Origin of the sequence: Ilumatobacter sp., from assembly GCF_046290335.1 — a bacterium.
Lineage (GTDB): Bacteria > Actinomycetota > Acidimicrobiia > Acidimicrobiales > Ilumatobacteraceae > Ilumatobacter_A.
The window spans coordinates 83,211-103,965 of the sequence record NZ_JBKAGH010000001.1 but is presented as its reverse complement, the minus strand read 5'-3'; the positions used below and the strand labels follow the sequence as shown (position 1 = coordinate 103,965).

General features: G+C 66.1%; 19 protein-coding genes and 2 tRNA genes. 6 read left to right on the top strand and 15 right to left on the bottom strand.

Annotation, left to right across the window (positions count from 1 at the left end; genetic code table 11):
- The first annotated feature begins 7 nt into the window (after positions 1–7).
- Both ACE37B_RS00430 and ACE37B_RS00425 read left to right on the top strand, forming a co-directional pair.
- Positions 8–721 (top strand): DsbA family oxidoreductase, encoded by a 714-nt coding sequence (locus ACE37B_RS00430; protein ID WP_409921312.1) that lies wholly within the window; start codon positions 8–10, stop codon positions 719–721.
- Positions 718–1,476, top strand: a complete 759-nt coding sequence (locus tag ACE37B_RS00425; RefSeq protein ID WP_409921311.1) for an alpha/beta fold hydrolase — start codon at positions 718–720, stop codon at positions 1,474–1,476. Before ACE37B_RS00430 ends, ACE37B_RS00425 begins: the two co-directional genes overlap by 4 nt.
- A gap of 30 nt (positions 1,477–1,506) precedes the next feature.
- Here the strand turns inward: ACE37B_RS00425 and ACE37B_RS00420 are convergent, their stop codons facing one another.
- A complete protein-coding gene (locus ACE37B_RS00420) occupies positions 1,507–2,382 on the bottom strand; it encodes a 1,4-dihydroxy-2-naphthoate polyprenyltransferase (RefSeq protein WP_409921310.1) in 876 nt (291 codons plus the stop codon).
- A 55-nt stretch (positions 2,383–2,437) separates the two neighbouring features.
- On the opposite strand from ACE37B_RS00420, the gene ACE37B_RS00415 reads away from it, so the two are divergent.
- Positions 2,438–3,526, top strand: a complete 1,089-nt coding sequence (locus ACE37B_RS00415; protein ID WP_409921309.1) for a class I adenylate-forming enzyme family protein — start codon at positions 2,438–2,440, stop codon at positions 3,524–3,526.
- Here ACE37B_RS00415 and ACE37B_RS00410 read toward each other — a convergent pair.
- From ACE37B_RS00410 to ACE37B_RS00395, 4 genes are all read right to left on the bottom strand, one after another.
- A complete protein-coding gene (locus ACE37B_RS00410) occupies positions 3,518–4,267 on the bottom strand; it encodes an SDR family oxidoreductase (protein WP_409921308.1) in 750 nt (249 codons plus the stop codon). The two genes, ACE37B_RS00415 and ACE37B_RS00410, sit on opposite strands and share 9 nt — an antisense overlap.
- A gap of 81 nt (positions 4,268–4,348) precedes the next feature.
- Positions 4,349–4,843: an rRNA maturation RNase YbeY gene (gene ybeY, locus ACE37B_RS00405; protein ID WP_409921307.1), complete on the bottom strand. Its 495-nt coding sequence runs from the start codon at positions 4,841–4,843 to the stop codon at positions 4,349–4,351.
- Complete coding sequence (locus ACE37B_RS00400; protein ID WP_409921306.1) at positions 4,840–5,811, bottom strand: PhoH family protein; 972 nt, start codon at positions 5,809–5,811, stop codon at positions 4,840–4,842. The genes ybeY and ACE37B_RS00400 overlap by 4 nt, the downstream gene beginning before the upstream one ends.
- Before the next feature lie 18 nt (positions 5,812–5,829).
- On the bottom strand, positions 5,830–6,426 hold the full coding sequence (locus ACE37B_RS00395; RefSeq protein WP_409921305.1) for a hypothetical protein: 597 nt from the start codon (positions 6,424–6,426) through the stop codon (positions 5,830–5,832).
- A 181-nt stretch (positions 6,427–6,607) separates the two neighbouring features.
- On the opposite strand from ACE37B_RS00395, the gene ACE37B_RS00390 reads away from it, so the two are divergent.
- Both ACE37B_RS00390 and ACE37B_RS00385 read left to right on the top strand, forming a co-directional pair.
- Positions 6,608–8,950, top strand: a complete 2,343-nt coding sequence (locus ACE37B_RS00390; RefSeq protein ID WP_409921304.1) for a putative bifunctional diguanylate cyclase/phosphodiesterase — start codon at positions 6,608–6,610, stop codon at positions 8,948–8,950.
- Between the two features lie 47 nt (positions 8,951–8,997).
- Positions 8,998–10,041, top strand: a complete 1,044-nt coding sequence (locus ACE37B_RS00385) for a fatty acid desaturase family protein (RefSeq protein ID WP_409921303.1) — start codon at positions 8,998–9,000, stop codon at positions 10,039–10,041.
- Positions 10,042–10,068: 27 nt separating this feature from the next.
- On the opposite strand, the gene ACE37B_RS00380 is transcribed toward ACE37B_RS00385, so the two are convergent.
- From ACE37B_RS00380 to ACE37B_RS00345, 8 genes are all read right to left on the bottom strand, one after another.
- Positions 10,069–10,143: transfer RNA gene (locus ACE37B_RS00380), tRNA-Cys, on the bottom strand.
- A 47-nt stretch (positions 10,144–10,190) separates the two neighbouring features.
- Positions 10,191–11,195, bottom strand: a complete 1,005-nt coding sequence (locus tag ACE37B_RS00375; RefSeq protein WP_409921302.1) for an NAD-dependent epimerase/dehydratase family protein — start codon at positions 11,193–11,195, stop codon at positions 10,191–10,193.
- A complete protein-coding gene (locus ACE37B_RS00370; protein ID WP_409921301.1) occupies positions 11,192–13,810 on the bottom strand; it encodes an alpha/beta fold hydrolase in 2,619 nt (872 codons plus the stop codon). The genes ACE37B_RS00375 and ACE37B_RS00370 overlap by 4 nt, the downstream gene beginning before the upstream one ends.
- Complete coding sequence (locus tag ACE37B_RS00365; protein ID WP_409921300.1) at positions 13,807–14,832, bottom strand: 3-oxoacyl-ACP synthase III; 1,026 nt, start codon at positions 14,830–14,832, stop codon at positions 13,807–13,809. Before ACE37B_RS00365 ends, ACE37B_RS00370 begins: the two co-directional genes overlap by 4 nt.
- 217 nt (positions 14,833–15,049) lie before the next feature.
- A tRNA-Gly gene (locus tag ACE37B_RS00360) sits at positions 15,050–15,125 on the bottom strand.
- A 122-nt stretch (positions 15,126–15,247) separates the two neighbouring features.
- Complete coding sequence (locus ACE37B_RS00355) at positions 15,248–16,162, bottom strand: hypothetical protein (RefSeq protein ID WP_409921299.1); 915 nt, start codon at positions 16,160–16,162, stop codon at positions 15,248–15,250.
- Between the two features lie 60 nt (positions 16,163–16,222).
- Complete coding sequence (locus ACE37B_RS00350; RefSeq protein ID WP_409921298.1) at positions 16,223–17,020, bottom strand: DNA-formamidopyrimidine glycosylase family protein; 798 nt, start codon at positions 17,018–17,020, stop codon at positions 16,223–16,225.
- Between the two features lie 2 nt (positions 17,021–17,022).
- Positions 17,023–18,207 carry a homoserine O-acetyltransferase gene (locus ACE37B_RS00345; RefSeq protein ID WP_409921297.1) on the bottom strand — a complete coding sequence of 395 codons (1,185 nt, stop codon included), beginning with the start codon at positions 18,205–18,207 and terminating at the stop codon, positions 17,023–17,025.
- A 528-nt stretch (positions 18,208–18,735) separates the two neighbouring features.
- On the opposite strand from ACE37B_RS00345, the gene ACE37B_RS00340 reads away from it, so the two are divergent.
- Positions 18,736–19,224 carry an SET domain-containing protein-lysine N-methyltransferase gene (locus ACE37B_RS00340; RefSeq protein WP_409921296.1) on the top strand — a complete coding sequence of 163 codons (489 nt, stop codon included), beginning with the start codon at positions 18,736–18,738 and terminating at the stop codon, positions 19,222–19,224.
- Here ACE37B_RS00340 and ACE37B_RS00335 read toward each other — a convergent pair whose 3' ends face one another.
- Complete coding sequence (locus tag ACE37B_RS00335; protein WP_409921295.1) at positions 19,225–19,704, bottom strand: DUF4262 domain-containing protein; 480 nt, start codon at positions 19,702–19,704, stop codon at positions 19,225–19,227.
- A gap of 4 nt (positions 19,705–19,708) precedes the next feature.
- The gene (locus ACE37B_RS00330) at positions 19,709–20,752 is read right to left on the bottom strand and encodes a phosphotransferase family protein (RefSeq protein WP_409921294.1); all 1,044 of its coding nucleotides are present in this window, start codon (positions 20,750–20,752) and stop codon (positions 19,709–19,711) included.
- Positions 20,753–20,755: the final 3 nt, after the last annotated feature.

Below are 20,755 nucleotides of genomic sequence, written 5' to 3'. Positions count from 1 at the left end.
GGAGATCATGACAACGAGCACGACATCCGCAGCCGAGCGTCCGGTGGTCAAGGTGGAGATCTTCTCCGACGTGGTGTGCCCGTGGTGCTACATCGGCAAGCGCCGCTTCGAGGCTGGACTTGCATTGGCGACGCAGCACGGCGACCTCGGCGTCGACATCGAGGTGTCGTTCAAGCCGTATCAACTCGATCCACGCGCCGCTCCCGGCGTCGCCGGACCGGTGTTCGATGCGTATGCGAAGAAGTTCGGGGGCCCGGAGAAGGCCGAGGAGATCATCGGCCACGTCACGGCAACAGCGGCCGCTGACGGGCTCGAATTCCGCATGGACCGTGCTCAGCGCGCCAACACGTTGCTCGCTCATCGGTTGATCTGGTGGAGTGGTCAGCCCGACTCTCCGATTCCGCAGGAACGGATGAAGGAGCGCCTCCTGCAGGCCTATTTCATGGATGGCGTCCACGTCGGAAGTCCCGATGCGCTCGCCGACGCCGTTGCTGACCTCGGTGTCGATCGCGACCTCGTCGTCGCGTTCCTCGACTCCGACGCAGGCATCGCCGAGGTGGCTGGCGAACTCGACGAAGCTCGCGAGCACGGGATCACCGCCGTACCGACATACGTGTTCAACGATGCGTGGGCCGTACCCGGAGCACAGGACCCGGCGACCTTCGCCAAGGTCATCGAGAAGATGGCGGCCAAAGCCCTCGACGACGCAGCGACGACGTGACCCGCCCTGACGGGCCACGACCGGTCGAGCGCGTCGTGCTCGCGCATGGCTTCACGCAGACCCACCGCAGCTGGGAACGACTCACCGCGTTGATGATCGAGCGGCGACCTGAACTCGTCTCGGTCGCTGTCGACCTTCCCGGGCATGGCGATGCCTCCGATCTCAGCGGCGACCTCTGGGGTGCCGCCGATCATCTCGTCGACCGCGGGAACGCTGGCACGTATGTCGGCTACTCGATGGGTGGCCGCGTGGCCCTCCATGCCGCTCTTGCTCATCCAGCGGCCGTCCGGCGCCTTGTTCTGATCGGCGCGACTGCAGGCATCGACAGCGATGACGAGCGAGCGGAGCGGCGACGTACCGATGAGCAACTGGCCGACGAGATCGAACGACGCGGTGTCGACGTGTTCATCGATGCCTGGCTCCGCAATCCGCTGTTCACCGGCCTTGACGACGAGACGGCGATGCGCTCCGATCGACTCCGCAACACCGCAGCGGGGCTCGCGGCGAGTCTGCGAACGACCGGCACCGGCACGCAGACCCCGCTGTGGGATCGGCTCGGCGAGGTGAGATGTCCGACGCTCGTCCTCGTCGGCGAACTCGATCCGAAGTTCACCGAACTCGGAAGGCGACTGACCGCTTCGATCCCCGATGCAACGATGGCGGTCATCGCCGAGGCAGGCCACAGCGTGCACCTCGAACAGCCCGAACGAACCGCCGACGCGATCTGCGCCTTCCTCCCCCATGCCGATGCGTAACGGTTTGTGTCTGACCCAAACCGCTACGGGTCAGAGCGCGAGGCCCAGCGTGACGGCGGCGCCGAACGCCAACTGCAGGCGCCCGGTTCCGGCGAGCACAGCGATCAGGTGGGGTCCGACCACGCCGCTGAGCACGATTCGCGAGGGCGATATCGCCAGCGGCACCACTGCCAACCCGAGGAGCACCGTCGGACGGTCGAGCGCAGCGACACCGACCAAGACGAACGCCGCGACGACCAGCGCCACGTAGAACCAGCGAGTCCGCCGATCCCCGAAGCGGACGGCGAGGGTGCGTTTGCCGACATCACGATCGGTCGGAATGTCACGAAGGTTGTTGATCACCAGCAACGCACACGCCAACGAGCCTGCTGCCGCACCCAACGCAATGGACAACGGCGTGATCCGCTCGATCGCGACGAACGTGGTGCCAGCGGTGGCCACGAGCCCGAAGAACACGAAGACGAACACCTCTCCGAGCCCGAGATAGCCGTACGGCTTCGGGCCACCGGTGTAGAACCACCCGGCAGCGATCGCGGCAACACCCACCGCGAGGAGCCACAGCGACGTCGACACGGCGATCGCCAAGCCGGCCACGGCTGCGACGCCGAAGGCGATGAACGCAGCGCGCTTGACCGAGACGGCCGATGCCAGACCGCTCGCGACGAGGCGCTGCGGACCGACGCGGATGTCATCGGTACCCCGCACTCCGTCGCTGTAGTCGTTGGCGTAGTTCACGCCGATCTGCAACGCGAGACTGACCAGCAGCGCGAGGGCGACGCGCCACCAGACGACGGTCAGATCCACGCCGCCCACGGTCACGTCGAGCGCTGCGCCGGCTCCGATCGCGACCGGGACCACCGCGGCTGGCAACGTGCGAGGTCGCGCCCCGATGATCCATCGATTCATGTATGCGCCATGATGGAGCCGTGGACCCGGTCTGGCAACCATCACGTGGTGATTCGTGGCTCGGTTGATCGCGATCGACCAGCCTGCAGGTCCCGACTTCGTTGCGGAACTCCGAAGGATCTGGGACGCCGGCGATGCTGCGGTACCCATCGACCAGCGACTCCCGAAAGCAGCGCGCGATGAGTTGCGGCGATCGCTGCGCGTCGGTGACGAGGTCGAGCCGGGTGACGCGCTCGTCGTTGCCACGAGCGGATCGACCGGCGCCCCGAAGGGTGTGGTGCTCACCCACGACGCCGTTGCCGCTTCGGCCGAAGCAACGAGCCGACGCATCGGGGTCAGGCCCGACGACCACTGGTTGGCGTGTCTCCCCCTCGCTCACGTCGGAGGGTTGTCGGTCGTGACGAGGGCGCTGCACACCGGCGCGAAACTCACCGTGCTTGCGGCCTTCGATCCGGATCGGGTGATGGCGTCGGAAGCAACCCTCGTCTCGCTCGTTGCGACCGCGCTCCAGCGGATCGATCCGACTCGCTTCCGAGCGATCCTCCTCGGCGGAGCGCGCCCGCCCGACGACCGGCCGGCGAACTCGATCACGACGTACGGCATGACCGAAACCGGCAGCGGTGTGGTGTACGACGGCGTCCCACTCGACAACGTCGAGATCCGGATCACGGACGCGAGACATCGACGCGACGTCGACGGCGACATCGAGATCCGCGGGCCGATGCTGCTGCGGAGCTACCGCGACGGGAGCGATCCGAAATCGGCCGATGGCTGGCTCGCTACCGGCGACGTCGGACGCTGGCTTCCCGACGGGCGTCTCCATGTCGTCGGCCGACGGGGCGACATGATCATCACCGGCGGCGAGAACGTCTGGCCCGAAGCCGTGGAGGCGGCACTCGCCGATCATCGGCTCGTTCACGACGTGATGGTTCGCGGTGTGGACGACCCGGAATGGGGCCAGATCGTGGACGCCGTGGTGGTGCCGGCGGGCCCGACGCCTCCGACATTGCAATCGCTTCGCGACCACGTGAAGCAACGCCACCCGGCATTCATGGCGCCGCGTCGGATCACCCTTGCCAGTGACCTGCCCCGAACGAACCTCGGCAAACTCCGACGAGGTCCGATCGCCGACGCCTCAGCCTGAGCCGAGCACCCCGGCGCCGCCATCGATCACGTACGTCTCACCCGTCATCCAACTCGCCAGGTCGCTCGCGAGGAACACTGCGAGGTTGGCGATGTCTTGAGGATCGCCGAGACGCTGCAGCGGCATCCGCTCCGCCAGGGAGTCGCCGAAGTTCTCGACGAGCAGTGCAGCGAAGTCGGTGTCGACGAGCCCGGGCGCGATGCCGACGACACGAGTCGGACCGAGTTCGAGTGCCAATTGACGCGTGAGGTGGATCAACGCCGCCTTGGTGACGTTGTAGACGCCGAGGCCGACGCCCTCCACCCGGAGACCACCCACGGACGCGACGTTGATGACCGTGCCCGGATGCTGCTCGAACGCGTACTTCCACGCAGCCTGGGTCCACCGAACCGGCGCGTCGAGATTCACCTGGAACGTCTTCTGGTAGCGCGCATCGTCGACGTCGAGCGTGCGGCCGTAGTACGGGTTCGTCGCCGCATTGTTGACGAGAATGTCGAGCTGGCCGAAGCGTTCGATCGTCGCGAGCACGGCGCGCTCCCCCGCGTCGGCGTCGCCGGCATTCGCGGCGAAGATCTCGACCTCGCCGGTCATCTCGGCTCGCGCCGCTTCGAGCGACTCCTGCTTGCGACTGTTGATCATCACCTTGGCGCCGGAAGCGGCGAGCGAGGCGGCGATGGCCTTGCCGATACCGCGCGACGCGCCGGTGACGAGTGCGACTTTGCCGTCGAGTGAAATCTCCATGCGGCGACTGTAGAGACTCATCGGCATCCCGCCAGCACCCGCGGTGGCGGCGCCGACTCCACCATCTCGCTCATCTCGCTGTCAGTCGGCGTGGAGGTGTCGAAATCCAGACGGTGCGGGTCCTGCCCAATGGTGCGCCTCGAGCAGAGCGAGCTCGCGGGAGCGCATCGTGGCCGCTTCGTCGACCTCGGCATGGTCGTGGCCGAGCACGTGCAGCACGCCGTGGACGACCAGCAACGCGAGTTCGTCGTCGAGGGTCCCAGCGTGATCGGCGAACTGGCGCTCGGCGACCGCCGGGCTGATCACGATGTCACCGAGCAGCGTCGGCACGCCAGCGATCGGTGTGTCGTCCATCGGAAACGACAAGACGTCGGTGGCGCCGTCGATCCCCATGTGTTCGAGGTTGAGTTCGGCGATCTCCACCTCGTCGATGAACGTCAGCGTGAGCTCTCCGACGGCTCGCTCTGTGCCGAGGCAAGCCGCCGCGAGTCGTTGCCAACGAACGGGGTCGATCTCGACGCCCGGCGAATCGTCATCGCTCCGAGCGTCTTCCACGACGACCGACGCAGCCGTCACGCGTCGGCACGCCGCTCACCGGCGCGTTCGTACGCGGCCACGATGTCGGCGACGATCTTGTGACGCACGACGTCCGACCCGCTGAGCTGCACGAACGCGAGATCATCGATGCCGTCGAGCGTGCGCTGCAGGCCTGCCAGCCCGCTCTTTCCGGTCGGCACATCGACCTGCGTCGCGTCGCCCGTCACCACCACGCGGGATCCGAAACCGATTCGGGTCAAGAACATCTTCATCTGCTCGGGGGTGGTGTTCTGCGCTTCGTCGAGGATGATGAAGCTGTTGTTGAGGGTACGGCCTCGCATGAACGCGAGCGGAGCGATCTCGACGACCTGCTTCTCGAGCAACCGAGCGATCGCATCCGGATCGAGCATGTCGTAGAGCGCGTCGTACAGCGGACGCAGATAGGGGTCGATCTTGGCCATGAGGTCGCCGGGTAGAAACCCGAGTCGCTCCCCCGCCTCCACCGCCGGCCGCGTCAAGATGATGCGCTGCACCTGCTTGGACTGCAAGGCCTGCACGGCCATCGCGACGGCGAGCCAGGACTTTCCGGTGCCGGCTGGTCCGATGCCGAACGTGATGACGTTCTTGGCGATTGCGTCGACGTAGCGCTTCTGTCCCGCCGTCTTGGGCTTGATCAGCCGACCCTTCGCCCCCTTGAGGATCTGATGGCTCAGGATCTCGCTGGGCTTTTCGTCGGCACGGATCATGGCGAAGATCCGATCCAGCGTGGGGTCGTCGAGGGCCTGGCCGGTCTGGAGCAGTTTGACGAGCTCTTCGAACAACCGTGCGACCGAGGTGACCTTGGCCGTGTCGTCGCCTTCGACACGGATCTCGTTGCCCCGCGCCGTGATCAGGACCTGAGGGAACTCGCGCTCGATCCGCCGGAGGTACTGGTCACGCGGACCGATAAGCGCCGTGGTGAGATGAGTTCCGGGAACGACGACGGTCGTGGTGGTGGCGGCGGGCATGCAGCAGGTTGCGGGCGATCAGGTAGCGATGCGCTCCGACTGTTCAGCCGATTCCTCGGACTCCACCGTCGGTGCGAAGTCGATAGCGTAATACCTCGACACGCCGAACGACTCCAACTCTGCAGGCGCGATCGTCTTCGCGATCCGAAAGAAGAACTCCGCCCCACGGCCCACTTCTGCGGGCTGGTTCGACTCCGGCAGGTCGAACACCAGCAACGTGCCGTCGGCCGCCTCGGATTCGAGTGATCGACGGGCCATTTCGAAGATGGTCCGAGTCGCCTGATGGTCGGGGTGCACCACCACCCACATGATGTAGTGAATCTTGCCGGCAGCGAGACGATCGGGATACGTGCGTTGGAAGTACGGCACGCTGAGGTACCTCGTGACGGAGATGTCGGTGGCGATGACGACCATCGCTATCGGGACGCCGGCGTCGTTTCGCACCACCGTCGTTCGATACGTCGAATCAGCCATCACCTCGTCGAACTCGTGTCGGTACAAGGTCTCCCTGGTGATGTCGGCGGCCGCGATGCGTTCGTAGGCCACGTTGTAGAGGTCCCACAGCGCGTCGGTGACGGTGCGGTCGGTGATCGTGTTGTGCTGCGTGACGTACATGTCGCTCCTCAGGTCCCCGGTCGAACACGCAACGCGTTCACCCCCGACGCTCGGTGAGGAAACCCTGGTACCGAAGAAAATCCTACGGAACTACGACTCCTTGACCGATACATGAGACTGTTGGCGCCCGGCGTCACGACTCGACCACTCATCGTCACACTAGCGCTCCTGGAACCATGGCATGACCGACATCTGCCGAGTACGGCTCGACAATCGCACCCTTGCGAACCTGTCGCATGCCGCGCTCGGCGTCGGTGCAGTTCTTGCGCTGTGCTTCGTGTTGTTCTCCGACTGGAGGACGGTCCTCCTGGGCGCCTCGATGTCGATGCTGATCGCAGCTGCCTTCGTCGCGAGGTGCGCGTTCAGATTCAGTAGCGGTGTGATCTTCGCGATCGCTGCAATCGGAGCTCTCTACCTGCTCTCCTCGGTCCTGGTGGCATTCGTGGGTCCGGGTAGCAAATTGGCCGTCTCGGCTGCCGTCGACATTCCGGCCAACGCCATCTTGATTGCACTGATCACGCTGTTGGTGCGGCAGCGTCGCGGACTGCTGTCGTCTGGCGACATTTTCGACGGCATCATCATCGCACTCGGCGGGTGGATGATCGCATGGATGGTGTTCATCCAACCCTTCCTCGGCAGCTCCGAGCACTCGGATATCGGCCTGATCCTGAATGCGATGTACTTGCCGTTGAGCATGCCGTTGATTGCATTGGCAACGCTTCTGCTGCTTGGTTCGAGTCGACCGGGTCGTGCGACTCGACTCGCAGTGGTCGGCCTGTACCTCAATGTGCTCGGTGACATCGTCTACGCGCTGGAGGAAACACGCGGGCTCGGCGTCTGGGCCTTCACCGCCGCCGATCTGCTCTACCTCGCCGTCTTCGTCGTGAGCGCAGCGGCAATGGTCCACCCGAGCGCTCGTGAGTTCATCAATCCCACCACCGGGACGCGTCGACTCCGTCTACCGGGACGGGTGATCGCGACCGTGGTCGCTCTGGTGATCCCGATCAGCTTGTTGACGGCCATTCCGGTCGCGAACCCGGCCGACCGGATCGTTCGCGGAGTGTCGGCGCTGTGCCTGCTGCTCCTGGTGGGTGCCCGCCTGTTCCAGTCGACGCGTACCGCCCTGCACTCCCAAGACCGGCTCATCGAGATGGCACTCACCGACGACGTGACCGGCCTACCGAACAAGGCTGCGATGATCGAACAGACCGATCATCTGATCAACGACGTGTGGCGGACCGATGCACAACCGTCGTTCTTCCTGTTCGATCTCGACCGGTTCAAGAATATCAACGACTCACTCGGGCACCAGGCGGGCAACGAAGTGATCCGGGTGATCGCACATCGCCTCCAGCTCGCAGCCACGACGATCGGAGCGTCCGTGGCACGCACCTCGGGCGACGAGTTCCTCGTGCTCGATCCGACGGCGGGATCCCCGGGCGAGGCGTTGTCCCACGCCGAACTCCTCCACTCGGTCTTCTCCGAGCCCTTGACGATCAACGATGGCGTGTTGTTCATCAGCGCCTGCGTCGGCGTCGCCTCGATGCCGATTCACCGGCCGATGCCCACCGAGGAACTCTTCCGGTGGGCCGACATCGCGATGTATCGGGCCAAGGACGCCGGCCGCAACTGCCTGGCGCTCTACGACCAATCGATGCAAGACCGGGTCTCGTTGCGGATGCGCGTCGAGACCGAACTCCACGGAGCGCTCGACCGACGTGAGTTCCGTCTCTTCCACCAGCCGATCGTCGAGGTCCGCAGCGGGCGGGTCCTCGGATTCGAAGCGCTCATCCGGTGGTTCAAGGACGATGGCACGATGGTGTCGCCGGCGGAGTTCATCCCAGTCGCCGAGGAGACCGGCTTGATCGCTCCGATCGGGAGCTGGGCACTGTTGGAGGCCCTCTCACAACTGCGGACCTGGACCATCGACGGCATCGTCACCCGAGGCACCACCGTGTCCGTCAACGTCTCGCCCCGGCAGCTGGAGGATCCGAACTTCCCGAGCATCGTCGAGGAGGCGCTGCAACGCTCCGGTGTCGACCCGCACCTGCTGTGGCTGGAAGTCACCGAGAGCATGATGATCGACAACCCCGAGCTCGCGAAGTCGACGCTGCGACGAATTCGCGACATGGGCGTCCGCATCGCACTCGACGACTTCGGAACCGGGTACTCGTCGCTGTCGTTGCTGCAGCAGCTCCCGATTCAGCGCATCAAGATCGACCGAGCCTTCGTCAACGGTCTCACCGACTCTGCGCACAACCAGTCTCTGATCAAGACGATCATCGGGCTCGGCGAATCGATGCACCTCGACATCGTGGCCGAGGGCGTCGAGACCGTCGAACAGCTCAAGATGCTGCGCTCACTCGGGTGTGGCAGCGCCCAGGGCTTCCTGATCTCACATCCGGTACCCGCCGAAGCCATGCGGTCGACGATCGCCGCGCTCGAGAGCCTGGCCGCCTGGCCCGAGTTCGCCAGCACCATCGGCGGCCCCCTCTCGCTTCGCCGCAACAACGACCAGAACTGAAGCGGGTCGCCGTCGACTTTCGAGCGCACGGGATCTACCATCGTCGGATGACCACAGCAGCCGAGGCCGGAGGCACCGCCCTCGCACCGTCGGTGGCCACCGACACCACACTCCCCCGGTTTGCCGTGCCCACGGAGATTCGAGACTGGGGTTCTCGAAATGCCGTCGCGACCAGACGCCCGCTTCGAGCGGTGCTGATGCTGATCGAGACCGCGTGTTGGTACGGAGCCTTCATTGCTGTTGGCGAGTTCGTGGGTACCTGGTGGGGGTGGATCCTTGCATGGGTCGGCCTGGTGGCCTGCATGATGCGTATCGATGCGATCCACCACGAAGGAGTTCACCGCAGCCTCTTCCGCAATCGATTCGGCAACGACGTGGTCGCAACGGTGACCGGTGCGCTCGAGGGTTTTCACGCTCCCGTGTACCGGTGCTTTCACCTCGCCCATCATGCGCTCACGCGCCGATCAGGCGATCCGTCCGACCCCGAGGACTTCTACGATGAAATGATCACTCGACCGATGCGAGTCGGGCCGGTGACTCTGCCAGCGCACGGCTCGTACATTCTGGGCAATCTGCTCGGAGGTCTGACGTTCGCGATGCAATTGAGCGCTGCGGCCATCTCGACGATGATCGGCCGACCACCGGCCTACGTGCGGACGGCTTCGCTCGATCGGTACGTTCGCCGATGGGGTCTCGTGCCCTTCGTTCTCTGGACGGCTCTCGTGGTGGGAGCAATCGCCACCGACTCGTCGAAGGAATTGCTCTTGTGGTGGCTCGTTCCGATGGGTCTCTTTCTTGCCGGCCCGTACACGTTCTTCGCCCTCTCCGAGCATTACGGAGCAGCCGCCGATGCTCCGATGATCGTTTCGACCGGATCGGTGGAGACCAACGCCGTGTACCGCTGGATCACGTTGGACGGGAACTACCACCTTGCTCATCACGTCTTCCCGAACGCCTCGTGGTGGTGGCTTCGACCAGCGGATGACGTGCTCCGACCCCACACTGAGCTGCACTACTCGGGCTACCTGTCGTTTCATCGCCAGGTGTGGCGTGACATGAAGGATCCAGCTCGAAAAAGCGAACACCCCTGAGCAGGGGTGAGACCTGCTCAGGGGCGCTGGAGGCGACGATGGGAATCGAACCCATGTACACGGCTTTGCAGGCCGTTGCCTAAGCCACTCGGCCACGTCGCCAGAGGGGTGACCCTATCGCCAAGAACGCGTCCCCGGCGCCTCGAGGATCAGCCGTCGTCGGTCCGACGTTGCTCACCGAACCACGCCGCAAGTCGGCGAAGCCCCTCGTCGATCGTCACCGAGGGTGCCCAATCGAGGTCATCTCGGACCGATCGTTGGTCGAACCAGTGCGCAGTTCCGAGCTGCTCGGCGAGGAACCGCGTCAACGGCGGCTCCTCGTCTTTTCCGAGTGTCGGCCAGACGCGCTCGATGACCGAACCGGCCACCTTGGCGACGCCGAGGGGCACCACTCTGGGCTCGGCGTCGACGCCAGCCGCCGCACAGATTCCTTCGATCAACTCGCGAATGGGTCGAGGCTCCCCGTTCGCGACGACGTAGGCCCGACCCGAACACTGCGCAGCAGGCGCCACCGCATCGAGCGCTGCGGCAAGCGCGCTCACCGCGTTGTCGATGTAGGTCGTATCGACCAACGCAGTGCCCCCGCCAACCAGCGCGAGCCGGCCGGTGCGGGCGCGATCGACGATGCGGCCCACGAGTTGGGTGTCACCTGGGCCCCACACCAGGTGCGGGCGAATCACGACGACCCCGAGCGTGGGAGAAGCGGCCTCGAGTGCGATCTTCTCCGCCAACGCCTTGGTTGCCGGATACCACGCGGTGCCGTGATCGAAGATCGCTGGCTCGGCTGCACCACCGACGATCGAGTCACCGCCGTGCGCCACCGAGGGCGATGACACGTGAACGAAGCGGCTGACCCCAGCGCCGACGGCGGCGGCGATCACATTGGCGGTACCCGCCACGTTGATCGCGTGAAACTCGGCTCGCGTGCCGACGATCCCCACCTTTGCGGCCAGGTGCACGACCGCATCGCAGCCGTCGACGGCCGCTGCCAGCGCATCGGGATCGGTGACGTCACCAGCGACGTGTTCGACACGGTCGTGTACCGATGTCGGTGGGGTCCGCTGGAACGTCCGCACATCGTCACCGCGCTCCGCCAGCGCCGCCGTCAGACCACTGCCGATCAGACTCGAACCGCCGGTGACCAGTACGTTCATCGACCGAACCGCTTCCGCACGCGGTTGCCCGACAACACCTGCGCGGCCCATGCCGCAACAGCCTGACGATCGATCTTCGCATTGTGCCGAATGTCGACGGGCAGTCGATCGGCCACGAGCACCGCAGCGACGGGGTGGGCGACACAGCCCCGGATCGATTCGGCCAACGAGGTCGGCGCAAGACCCGGGTCGTGCGCCGAACTTTCGACAGCGACGACCAACTGCTGGATGCCCGCGGGGCCGACCCCGACCGCCGCGACACGACCGGGCGTCACGCCGGCGATGCCACTTCGTTCGATGCAACGCTCGATCGGGACGGACGTGATGGGTCCGCCAGACGCATCGATGACGTGGACCGCACGGCCTTCGACCCAGAGCCGCCCCGCCTCGTCGATGTGCCCGACATCCCCACTGCGGTGCCATCGATCGCCGGGTCGAGCATGGCGCTCGGTCGCTGCGAGCCCGAGGTATCCCGCAGACACCCAACTCGCTCGCACGAGAATCTCGCCGGTCGTCCCACTGGGCACCTCGTCCGGCACTCCGACGAGGGCGTCGAAGCCGAGCCGAGCGATGCGTACTTCTGCACCATCGACAGGGTGCCCCACGCACACGCCCGCGACCGGACGAGCGACATCGGCATCGCGGATCGTGTCGAGGTCGATGTCGGCCACCGGCAGCGCTTCGGTCATCCCGTACGGCGTCCGAAGCGACGCCTCCGGCGCCAGTCTCGACACGGCATCGAGGGTTTCTGCTGGTACCGGCGCACCGGCGCTCATCAGCAGCCTGAGCCGCGCCATCGCCGGCAGCGAGGCCGATCCCGCCGTCGCCACGACGTTGGCGAGCGCGGCTGGTGAGGCGAAGACCATCGTGGCACCGAGCGACGCGCACGCCCCATCGAGCGCGCTCGCGGTGAGCGAACCAGGGGCGGTGACATCGCAGTCGGGCAGCCCGGTGGGGATGCCCAGCGCCGGCCCGTACAGCGCGAAGGGAGCGAAGGCGGCGACGAGTCGATCCTCGTCGGTGATGCGATACGCCCGACGTAATGCCTCGCGCTGCCCCTCGAGTTGCCCGTGCGTGTAGCGCACGCCTTTCGCCGGGCCGGTCGCACCGCTCGTGAAGAGGATCGCGGCCAGATCAGCTGCAGCCGGCACGTCGAGCGTTCGGGTGGCCTGCGACTCGGGGTCGTGCGATGCGGACGCCACCAAGTCGTCGATGTCGATTGCTGTCGAACGCGGCGCCCACCGCAGGATGCCCGCAGCGATCCGAGCCTGGCGAGGGCCGATGATCCACGAGGGGCGCGCCGACCTCACGGCCGCTCCCAGGCCCGACAGGCCGAGGCCGCGATCGGCAACCACCGTGACGCCTCCCGCTCGCCAGACGGCGTACACGGCAGCAATCAGGTCGATACCCGGTGGGGTCAACATCGCGACTCGATCGCCCGGGCGCAGCCCGCGCAGATGCAGCACCCGGGCCATCCCCTCGACGCGAGCGGCAAGCGAGGCGAACGTGATCGAGTCACCGGTCGCACCGTCGACCAACGCCGTCGCCGACGGCGTTGCTGCGCCACGATCGTGCACTGCGGACCACAGCGGGGCTCGGTCGCCATCACCGCCACCATCACCGCCACCATCGCCGCCACCATCGCCGTCACCATCGCCGTCGGGTGAGGTCGCCGACGCCTCCTGTCCTGGCCGGCCGTCGAGCACGTCCACGAGCCACGCGTCGACCGCTCCAGCGACGTCGGCCTCGGCCATCACGAGGTGATTGGCCCCGGCGAAGCGCTGCTGGGTGACGTTGACGAAGCGGTCGGCGAGATCGGCCGCGAAGTCGTCGTCGAAGACCGGGTCGCTCGCGCCCCATGCCAACAGCACCGGAGCGGTGATCGCGCCAAGACGCTGAGCTACGTCGTCGAGTGCCGCAGCGCTCGGATGGGGCTTGCGCAACGGAATGTCACCGACGAAGTCGGCGATCGCTCGACGATCAGCAGCTCGTCGATACGGCGCACGAAACGCTGCTCGCTGCCTAGAGGAAAGCCGGGATCCCGACAGCCGCGCGGTGCCGTCGACGAAGATCGACGTACGCCGACACACGAGATCGCGCAACGGCCCCGATGCCGCCAAGCGAATGATGCCCGGGGCCGCCCGCCCATCCGGCACCGCAATGCCGGTATTGCAGAGCACGAGACCGGCAAGCCGGTCGGCATGGTCGACCGACCAGCCCATCGCGATGGCGCCGCCCCAGTCGTGCGCTGCGAGGATCAGCGGGATCGACGTATCGATGTCGAGCGCACCGATCACGTCGTCGAGGTCGGCGACCCTGGTGGCATATCTCCGTAGCGACGTGCGCTCGCTGAACCCCATTCCGAGCTGATCGATCGCGATCACTCGGTGGGACGGCGCGAACTTCGTCAGCAGCGTCGCCCAGGCGTACGCCCACGTGGGGTTGCCGTGGACACAGACGATGGTCGATTGCGCGGCACCGTGCTCTGGGGCCCCGGTGTCGAGCACATGCCAGCGATGGGTCACGCCGTCGGAGCTCGCTACGTGAAGGGTTGTCGACCACGCCGGCTCGATGCCCCAGGCACGCCACTTCGACGCGTCGGGGAGCGTCGTCACCAGACGATTTCGGTGAAGCTCGTGTTGAGCCCCGAACCGATGCCCATGCACAACACGCGCTGGCCGACTTCGATCTGATCCTGCACCGAAGCAAGTGTGATCGGAATCGCTGCCGGGCCGACGTTGCCGAAGTCGGGGAACGTGCGCGGGCAGCGGTCGGGATCGATGCCGAGCCGCTCACACAGCAGTTGCGTGTGACGCTGACTCACCTGATGCACCACGTACCAGTCCATGCCGACTTCCCAGTCGAAGTCGTGACCGCTGTGCTTCCAGGCGGCCTCGGCCAGATCGAGACCGGCGTGCAGCAGGCCATTGGTGTCGGTGCGCATCCGCTCGAGGTCGCCGACACAGAGTTCGTGGTGCTGCGTACCCGACCGAGCGATGCCTCCGACGAGGCGGTGGGATTCGGGGTGCTGGTCACTGCGGCAGATGATCGCTGCCGCAGCACCCGACCCGATCGTGAGCGATGCGAACTCGGCGAACACGTCGTCGGCGCTCACATCAGACTGCTGCAGCCGAGCGATCGTCGCCTGCTGTGTCTGACGGCTGCCCTCTCCGTCGACGACCAGCGCGTAGTCGATGGCCCCGGCGTCGATCGCTGCTGCGGCGATCTGCATGCCGTTGATGAAGCCGAGGCAGGCGTTGCCCACGTCGAAATTGAGACAGCTCGGCGCGAGATCGAGGCGATGGTGTACTGCACACGCGACCGACGGCTCGAGATGATGCTTCGACACCGAGGTCGAGATCAACATCCCGATCTTCGACGGGTCGATACCCGACTCATCGATTGCTCGGCGCCCGGCGAGCGATGCCGCTTCTTCGAACGACACGCCCTCGGGCCACCATCGGCGCGCCTTGATGCCTGCCAATTGTTCCAGCGTCCCGGCTGACAATCCGACTCGTTCGTACGTTGGCGCGAGCTGTTCGTCGATCCATTCGGACGTGACGATCTCCGGCGCCTCCACGGCCGCCACCGTGAGGACTCCGACGTTTCGGTGATGCAGAACCGAGTTCGCTGACATATGGGGTCCTTTCGGGCGCTCACACGCTGATCGAGGGCGGAGCGGTGATTGTACGTGAAGTTCTCCGGTGAGGCGGGCACCTGATGCCCCAAACACGTTGCGAGGCGCCAACGGCTTGCCCGGCTCGGTCGGTGTCCCGGAAGGTGAAACTGCCGAGGACGACCGTAGCGCGGCGAAAAAAGAAACGGCAGGGGCTCGAACTGAGCCCCTGCCGGACTGGAGCGGATGACCGGGATCGAACCGGCGACCTTCACCTTGGCAAGGTGACGCTCTACCAACTGAGCCACATCCGCATGCATCGACCCTCAGGAATCCTGGAGGTCGAGGAAGCACGAGTTTAGCGCCGCTCCACTCGGAGCGGACAACCTCCGACATCTGATTTCCCTCGAGCGCACCGGCAACCGACCGGGGCTCTTCAGCGAGCGTCGGGACGCCGCCTGAGCAGGCCCTCGCCGGGCATCAACGGCTCGCCGCCACGCTCCAGTTCATCACGGTCCAGTTCATCACGGTCCAGTTCATCACGCTCCGGTTCATCACGGTCCGGTTCATCACGGTCCGGTTCATCACGGTCCGGTTCTTGATCGACGTGATCGTCGAGCGCACGGTCTTCACGAGCGCGATGGGCAACATCGTCGGCATCAGGAGGCATCGCCAGATCGAGCGGCGCCCACTCGTTCGCCAGCGCCGGTGGTGTTGGCTCGGACTCGACTGCCTCCGCCATCTCCGCCGCCTCGGACGCTTCGACCGACTCGACTGCTTCGACTGACTCGACTGCTTCGACTGGAGCAGCTCGGGCAGTTGCGTCGTCGACGTGTTCCTCGCGGTGCATGGGCGGCATCGGCGGGACGGGCCCGATCGACTCGGCTGCCTGATTCGGCGTCGGCGGCGCCAACAGCTCCGGATCCGCGAGCACCGTGTCGATGACCAGCGGATCGCTCGGCACCCGTCGCGCCGTGTGAGCCGCGTCGGTGAGATCGGCGAAGCCGGTCACGGCGCGCACGTGACCGAATTCTTCGAAGACGTCCGGCTGCCGAGGTGCCAGTTCGATCGGCGCAGCACCCGGCGGGCGCACCTCGTCGAGCGCCCGCCGGCGATCTTGCGGCCCGAGGCGCCTCCAGCCGCGGCGTTCCATCTGCTCGAGCGGCGCCAACAACTGCGGATCGGGTCGCGTCGCTCGAAACAACCACACGGCGAGAGCCACGAGCGCTACCCCGATGAGCACCAGCACGATCGTGACGATGTAGACGGTTCGAGTCGCCGTGGGGTCACCGATCTCGTCGCTCTGTCGAGCGACGGCCACGCTGGCGAGATCGAAGAGCTTGACGGACACTGGTCAAGGAGTCTGCCAACAAACCGCACCGTTGCAGCGCGATACACCGCACGGTCGAACTCATCGTTGATGCTGTGGACACCACACTGCCGTCCGGCCGCCGATCGTCGAGCGAACGAGCGGGGCGCCGTCGAACGGACACCGCCCGGGCGCAGTTCGACGCTCGGGGTCGAGACGCCCGGCGGTACTTCCGCCTCGTCGCAACATTGCGGGAAGCTGCTCACGGCACGCCTGGGCGAGGGCGGTCACGTCCGCTCCCGTCAACTCGTCGACCGGCCTCGCCGGAGCGACACCCGCCCACAGCAGCACCTCGTCAGCACACAGGTTGCCCAGTCCAGCGACGATGGTCTGATCGAGCAGCGCCGATTTGACAGCGAGGCGGCGGCCCCGCAATCGCCCCGCGAGTTCGTTGCGGCGCAACGTCAGCGCGTCGGGCCCCATCGCCGAGAAGTCCGGATCGAGCGACACCCGCCCGAGCCGACGCGGATCGTTGAGCCGCAACGCGACCGGTTCGCTGGCTCCGTCGACGCTCGTCTCGGTCCAGATCCGAAGACGGTCCCACTTCGGGCGATCCGCAGCCGAGGCGTACTCGAGCCGCTCGATCGGAGCGACACCGTCGATGATGAGTCGTCCGGTCATCCCGAAGTGCAGTCCCAACGTCTCGGTCTCGACCGCGTCGGCGAGGTCGAACAAGACCACCTTGCCGATCCGGCTCACCCCGACGATCCGAGCGCCGACGAGTCGGCATTCGATCTCTGGCGGCGCCACTCGCTCGTCGACTCGAATGCGCTCGATGGTGCGCCCGATCAACGGCATCGCAGCGCGGCGCCAGATCTCTGCCTCGAGCCCCTCAGGCACCGTCAGGTCGAGGACTTGCTCACGTCGCCGATGAACCGTTCGAGTGCACCAGCGATCTGATCGCCGTTGATGAGAAAAGCGTCGTGACCGTGCGGGGAGTCGATCTCGATGTATTCGCTGGGCACGTCGTTCGCCGCCAGGACCTCGTGCAATTGGCGCTGCTGATACGACGGATACAGCATGTCGCTCCAGATCCCGACCGCCATCGTCGGCATCTGCACACGAGACATCGCCCGTTCGAGGCTGCCGCGCCCTCGCGCGACGTCGTGCAGATCCATTGCCTTGCCGATCGCGAGATAACTGTTGGCGTCGAAACGGCGAGCGATCTTGTTGCCGTGATGCTCGAGGTACCGCTCGACCTCGAATTGCTGCCACATGCCGAGCGTGCCGTTCCCGTCGGCACGCCCGGCGATCTCGCGGCCGAAGCGATCGGTGAACACGTTGTCGGAGCGGAACGTGACCTGAGCGACCATTCGGGCGATGGCAAGGCCTTCGGAGGGTCCGTCACCCGGCTCGGCTTGGTAGTAGTCGCCGCCACGCCAACGTTCGTCGAGACGGATTGCTCGACGGCCGATCGCACCCCACGCGATCTGCTGTGCGGTCGCCTGCATACACGTCGCGACAGCCACCAGCGAACGGACACGCCGCGGATACATGACCGCCCATTCGAGCGCTTGCATCCCGCCCATCGAGCCGCCGATCACCGACAGCCACTTCGGCACGGCGAGATGCTCCGCGAGGCGCGCCTGGGCTCGCACCATGTCGCGAATCGTCACCACGGGGAAACGCGAGCCGTACGGACGACCATCGAGCGGGTGTGGGGAGGACGGCCCGGTGGAGCCTTGACACCCGCCGAGCACGTTGGCGCACACCACGAAGTACCGATCGGTGTCGATCGGTTTGCCCGGGCCGACCATCGCATCCCACCAGCCGGGCTCGAGGTGACCGCGGCCGGCAGGCCCTGCGGCATGAGAGTCGCCGGTCCATGCGTGACACAACAGGATCGCATTCGCACCGTCGGCGTTGAGTCGCCCCCATGTCTCGTACGCCACCACGACGTCGCTGAGCGTCGCCCCCGAGTCGAGCGCGAACCGCCGATCGGTCGCGAACGTGAAGAACTGGCGCTGCCCGGGGTGATCGCCGGGCCGCCAGGCACCGGTGGCAGGAAGTGGAGGCGCAGAACTCATGGCAGCAGGGTTGTCGCCGGGCCTGCGAGCGAACCGCCGCCGACACGAGGACCCCGGAACGGTACCAGTCGTCAGCGCCGACTCTGTGTTGCGGCGGGCGCGTTGGATTCCCCACCTCGCTGATGTCTTCGGTCTGATGTCTTCGGTCTGATGTCTTCGGTCTGATGTCTTCGTGTCGGACCGACGTCGAGCGGGCGGGCATCTCCCGACTCGAGCCGGGCGCAGGCGCTTCGCGCTGTAGGCAAACGACCACCAAGAGTGCTGGACGTCGCTGTGTAGATGACGAAACGGTCACAATCTCTCGTCGCTGTCGACAGCTTCGCGCCGATGCTCCAGACTCCCCAGGGGTTTTGGGGTCATCAGCGGGCGCGAATGACAGTCGAAGAAGACCGGGTCGCCTCGGTCGGAACGGACGCACCATGCCACAACGTGACCATGCCATCTAGGCCATCTCGGCCATCTCGGCCAGCTCAGCCATCTCAGCCAGCTCAGCCATCGCGATCGTCTCAGTCGTCCAGTCGCATCCTCGTGTCACACGAACTGCGTGAACTCGACGAGATCGGCATCGGGCTGTTCCTCGCGGAACCGGTCGCCGCAGGCCACCCGATCGTGGTGTTCGGAGGCGAGCCGACACCGGGGCCCCACTTCCGGCTCTTGACCGAGGAACGCCAACGTCACGCACTCCAAGTGGATGACGACGTCTTCCTGGTCGGACAGGTCGGCGACATCGACGAGCGGGTCAACCATTCCTGCGATCCGACCGGGGTGCTCGTCGATGCGGTCACGCTCGTCGCTGCCAGAGACCTGGCGAGTGGCGCCCAGATCACCTACGACTACGCCACGACCGATTCGGTGCCGTACGACGAGTTCGAGTGCGAGTGCGGCAGCGCACGCTGTCGCGGCAAGGTCACCGCCGAGGACTGGATGGATCCGGTCGTGCGCTCGCACTACGACGGACACTTCTCCCCATACCTCCAGGCCAAGATCGACCGGGCGGACGTGTCGACGCCGGCGTGATCAGAGCGTGCCGATGACCGGCTGGGCGTGGACGAGCCGCTGTTCGAAACCCGTCTCGTACGGGAGGAATCCGTTGCGGTCCGGATAGAGCAACTGCACCATCGGCTTCAGGTCACCCCGGTACCACGCGGTCGCGGTAGCGAACCAGGCGCCCCAACGATCGAGGTCGATCGGCGCGAACACGCAGCGAAGGTCGTTGTCGAGCAGGCCGACGAGTTCCACGCCGAGCGGGATGTCGGTCCCGCCACGACAGGCATCGGCGACGAGCCCGACCAACCCGTTCGATGCCACCGGCGTCAACCCGAACACGGCCACGTCGGGGAAGTCGACCGCATCGGGGAGTCCGATCGAGTAGGCGTACGCCGGTGTCGGAGGTGTGGCCTCCGGATCGGCGGGCACGGGCTCGAGTGCCCACCCATTCGTCTCGATCATCCATTCGATCTTCTCGGCGTGTGGGATGTGGAAGTCGGGAAGCTCCATGTGCTCAGCTGAGCAGATCGAACGCGCCCACGTCGAGCGCGTGTTGCAGATGCCGTGTCGCCATCGCTGCGAACATCGCTTCGCTCCGCTCGCTGCCGCCGACGACCTGGCTCGCAACGACGGCCATGACGACGCCGGCGAATGCATCGCGGCAGTAGTGCTCCCAGACCCACGACCGCTCGACCTCGACACCCTGAGCGACGAGTGCGTCGACGTACGCGTCGACGAGGTCGCGCTCGGCGAGGCGGCGCTCGTCTGGCAAGAGCCCTGCACCGCAGAAATAGGCGAGGTCGGCGATCGGCGGACCATGGCCCGGTGTCTGCCAGTCGACTGCCGTCACGGGCGGGCCGCCATCGGGTGTGGCGAACAGCAGGTTGTCGAGTCGGTAGTCGCCGTGCGTCACGGTCATCGCTCCGGTGCGCCCGTCCATCCACGTGCCGAGCTGAGGGCCGAACGCCTCGACCAACGCCTCCGCCTCGGGGCTCAGATATTTGGCGTACACGGCCTGAAAGCCCGGGAAGAACATGTTCCACAGCCCGCTGATCTGATCGACGTCGTCCTGCCCCGACCGGCGCTGCAGGAACTCGTGGTCGAACAGCGTCGGGTCGTCCCACCGTGGACCGTGCAGCTTCGCCAGTTCGCGGACGGCATCGAACGCGGTGTCGACGCTGCACCCGGCGATCTGATCGCCCTGCCGGGCTGGCGCCATGTCTTCGAGCACGAGGACGAAGTCGCCCGTCTCTGCGTCCCAGTCGGCGTGCCAACAATGCGGCACACGAATATCGACCGTTGCAGCGATGTGGTCGTAGAACTTGACCTCGCGCTCGTAGTTGCGCAGTGCGATGCCCGTCGCTCGGCTCGTCGGATCGAGCGACGGCAGCTTCATCACGACCGACGAAGGCACGGAGCTGCCGGTCACCGCCGGGTCGAGGTGAACTCGCAGATTCAGTCCGACCAGACCGTCACCGATTCGCTCGTGCCGAAGCGTCGCGATGTCCTCGCCGAGCACGCTCGAAATCCAGTCGGTCGTAATGTCGTCAGGCCCCACCTG

What these genes read in the sequence shown, in the direction of transcription:
- ACE37B_RS00430 (WP_409921312.1), top strand. Translation starts at nt 8, where the DNA reads ATGACAACGAGCACGACATCCGCAGCCGAGCGTCCGGTGGTCAAGGTG.
- ACE37B_RS00420 (WP_409921310.1), bottom strand. Translation starts at nt 2,382, where the DNA reads ATGAATCGATGGATCATCGGGGCGCGACCTCGCACGTTGCCAGCCGCG.
- ACE37B_RS00410 (WP_409921308.1), bottom strand. Translation starts at nt 4,267, where the DNA reads ATGGAGATTTCACTCGACGGCAAAGTCGCACTCGTCACCGGCGCGTCG.
- ACE37B_RS00400 (WP_409921306.1), bottom strand. Translation starts at nt 5,811, where the DNA reads ATGCCCGCCGCCACCACCACGACCGTCGTCGTTCCCGGAACTCATCTC.
- ACE37B_RS00395 (WP_409921305.1), bottom strand. Translation starts at nt 6,426, where the DNA reads ATGTACGTCACGCAGCACAACACGATCACCGACCGCACCGTCACCGAC.
- ACE37B_RS00390 (WP_409921304.1), top strand. Translation starts at nt 6,608, where the DNA reads ATGACCGACATCTGCCGAGTACGGCTCGACAATCGCACCCTTGCGAAC.
- ACE37B_RS00385 (WP_409921303.1), top strand. Translation starts at nt 8,998, where the DNA reads ATGACCACAGCAGCCGAGGCCGGAGGCACCGCCCTCGCACCGTCGGTG.
- ACE37B_RS00375 (WP_409921302.1), bottom strand. Translation starts at nt 11,195, where the DNA reads ATGAACGTACTGGTCACCGGCGGTTCGAGTCTGATCGGCAGTGGTCTG.
- ACE37B_RS00365 (WP_409921300.1), bottom strand. Translation starts at nt 14,832, where the DNA reads ATGTCAGCGAACTCGGTTCTGCATCACCGAAACGTCGGAGTCCTCACG.
- ACE37B_RS00345 (WP_409921297.1), bottom strand. Translation starts at nt 18,207, where the DNA reads ATGAGTTCTGCGCCTCCACTTCCTGCCACCGGTGCCTGGCGGCCCGGC.
- ACE37B_RS00335 (WP_409921295.1), bottom strand. Translation starts at nt 19,704, where the DNA reads ATGGAGCTTCCCGACTTCCACATCCCACACGCCGAGAAGATCGAATGG.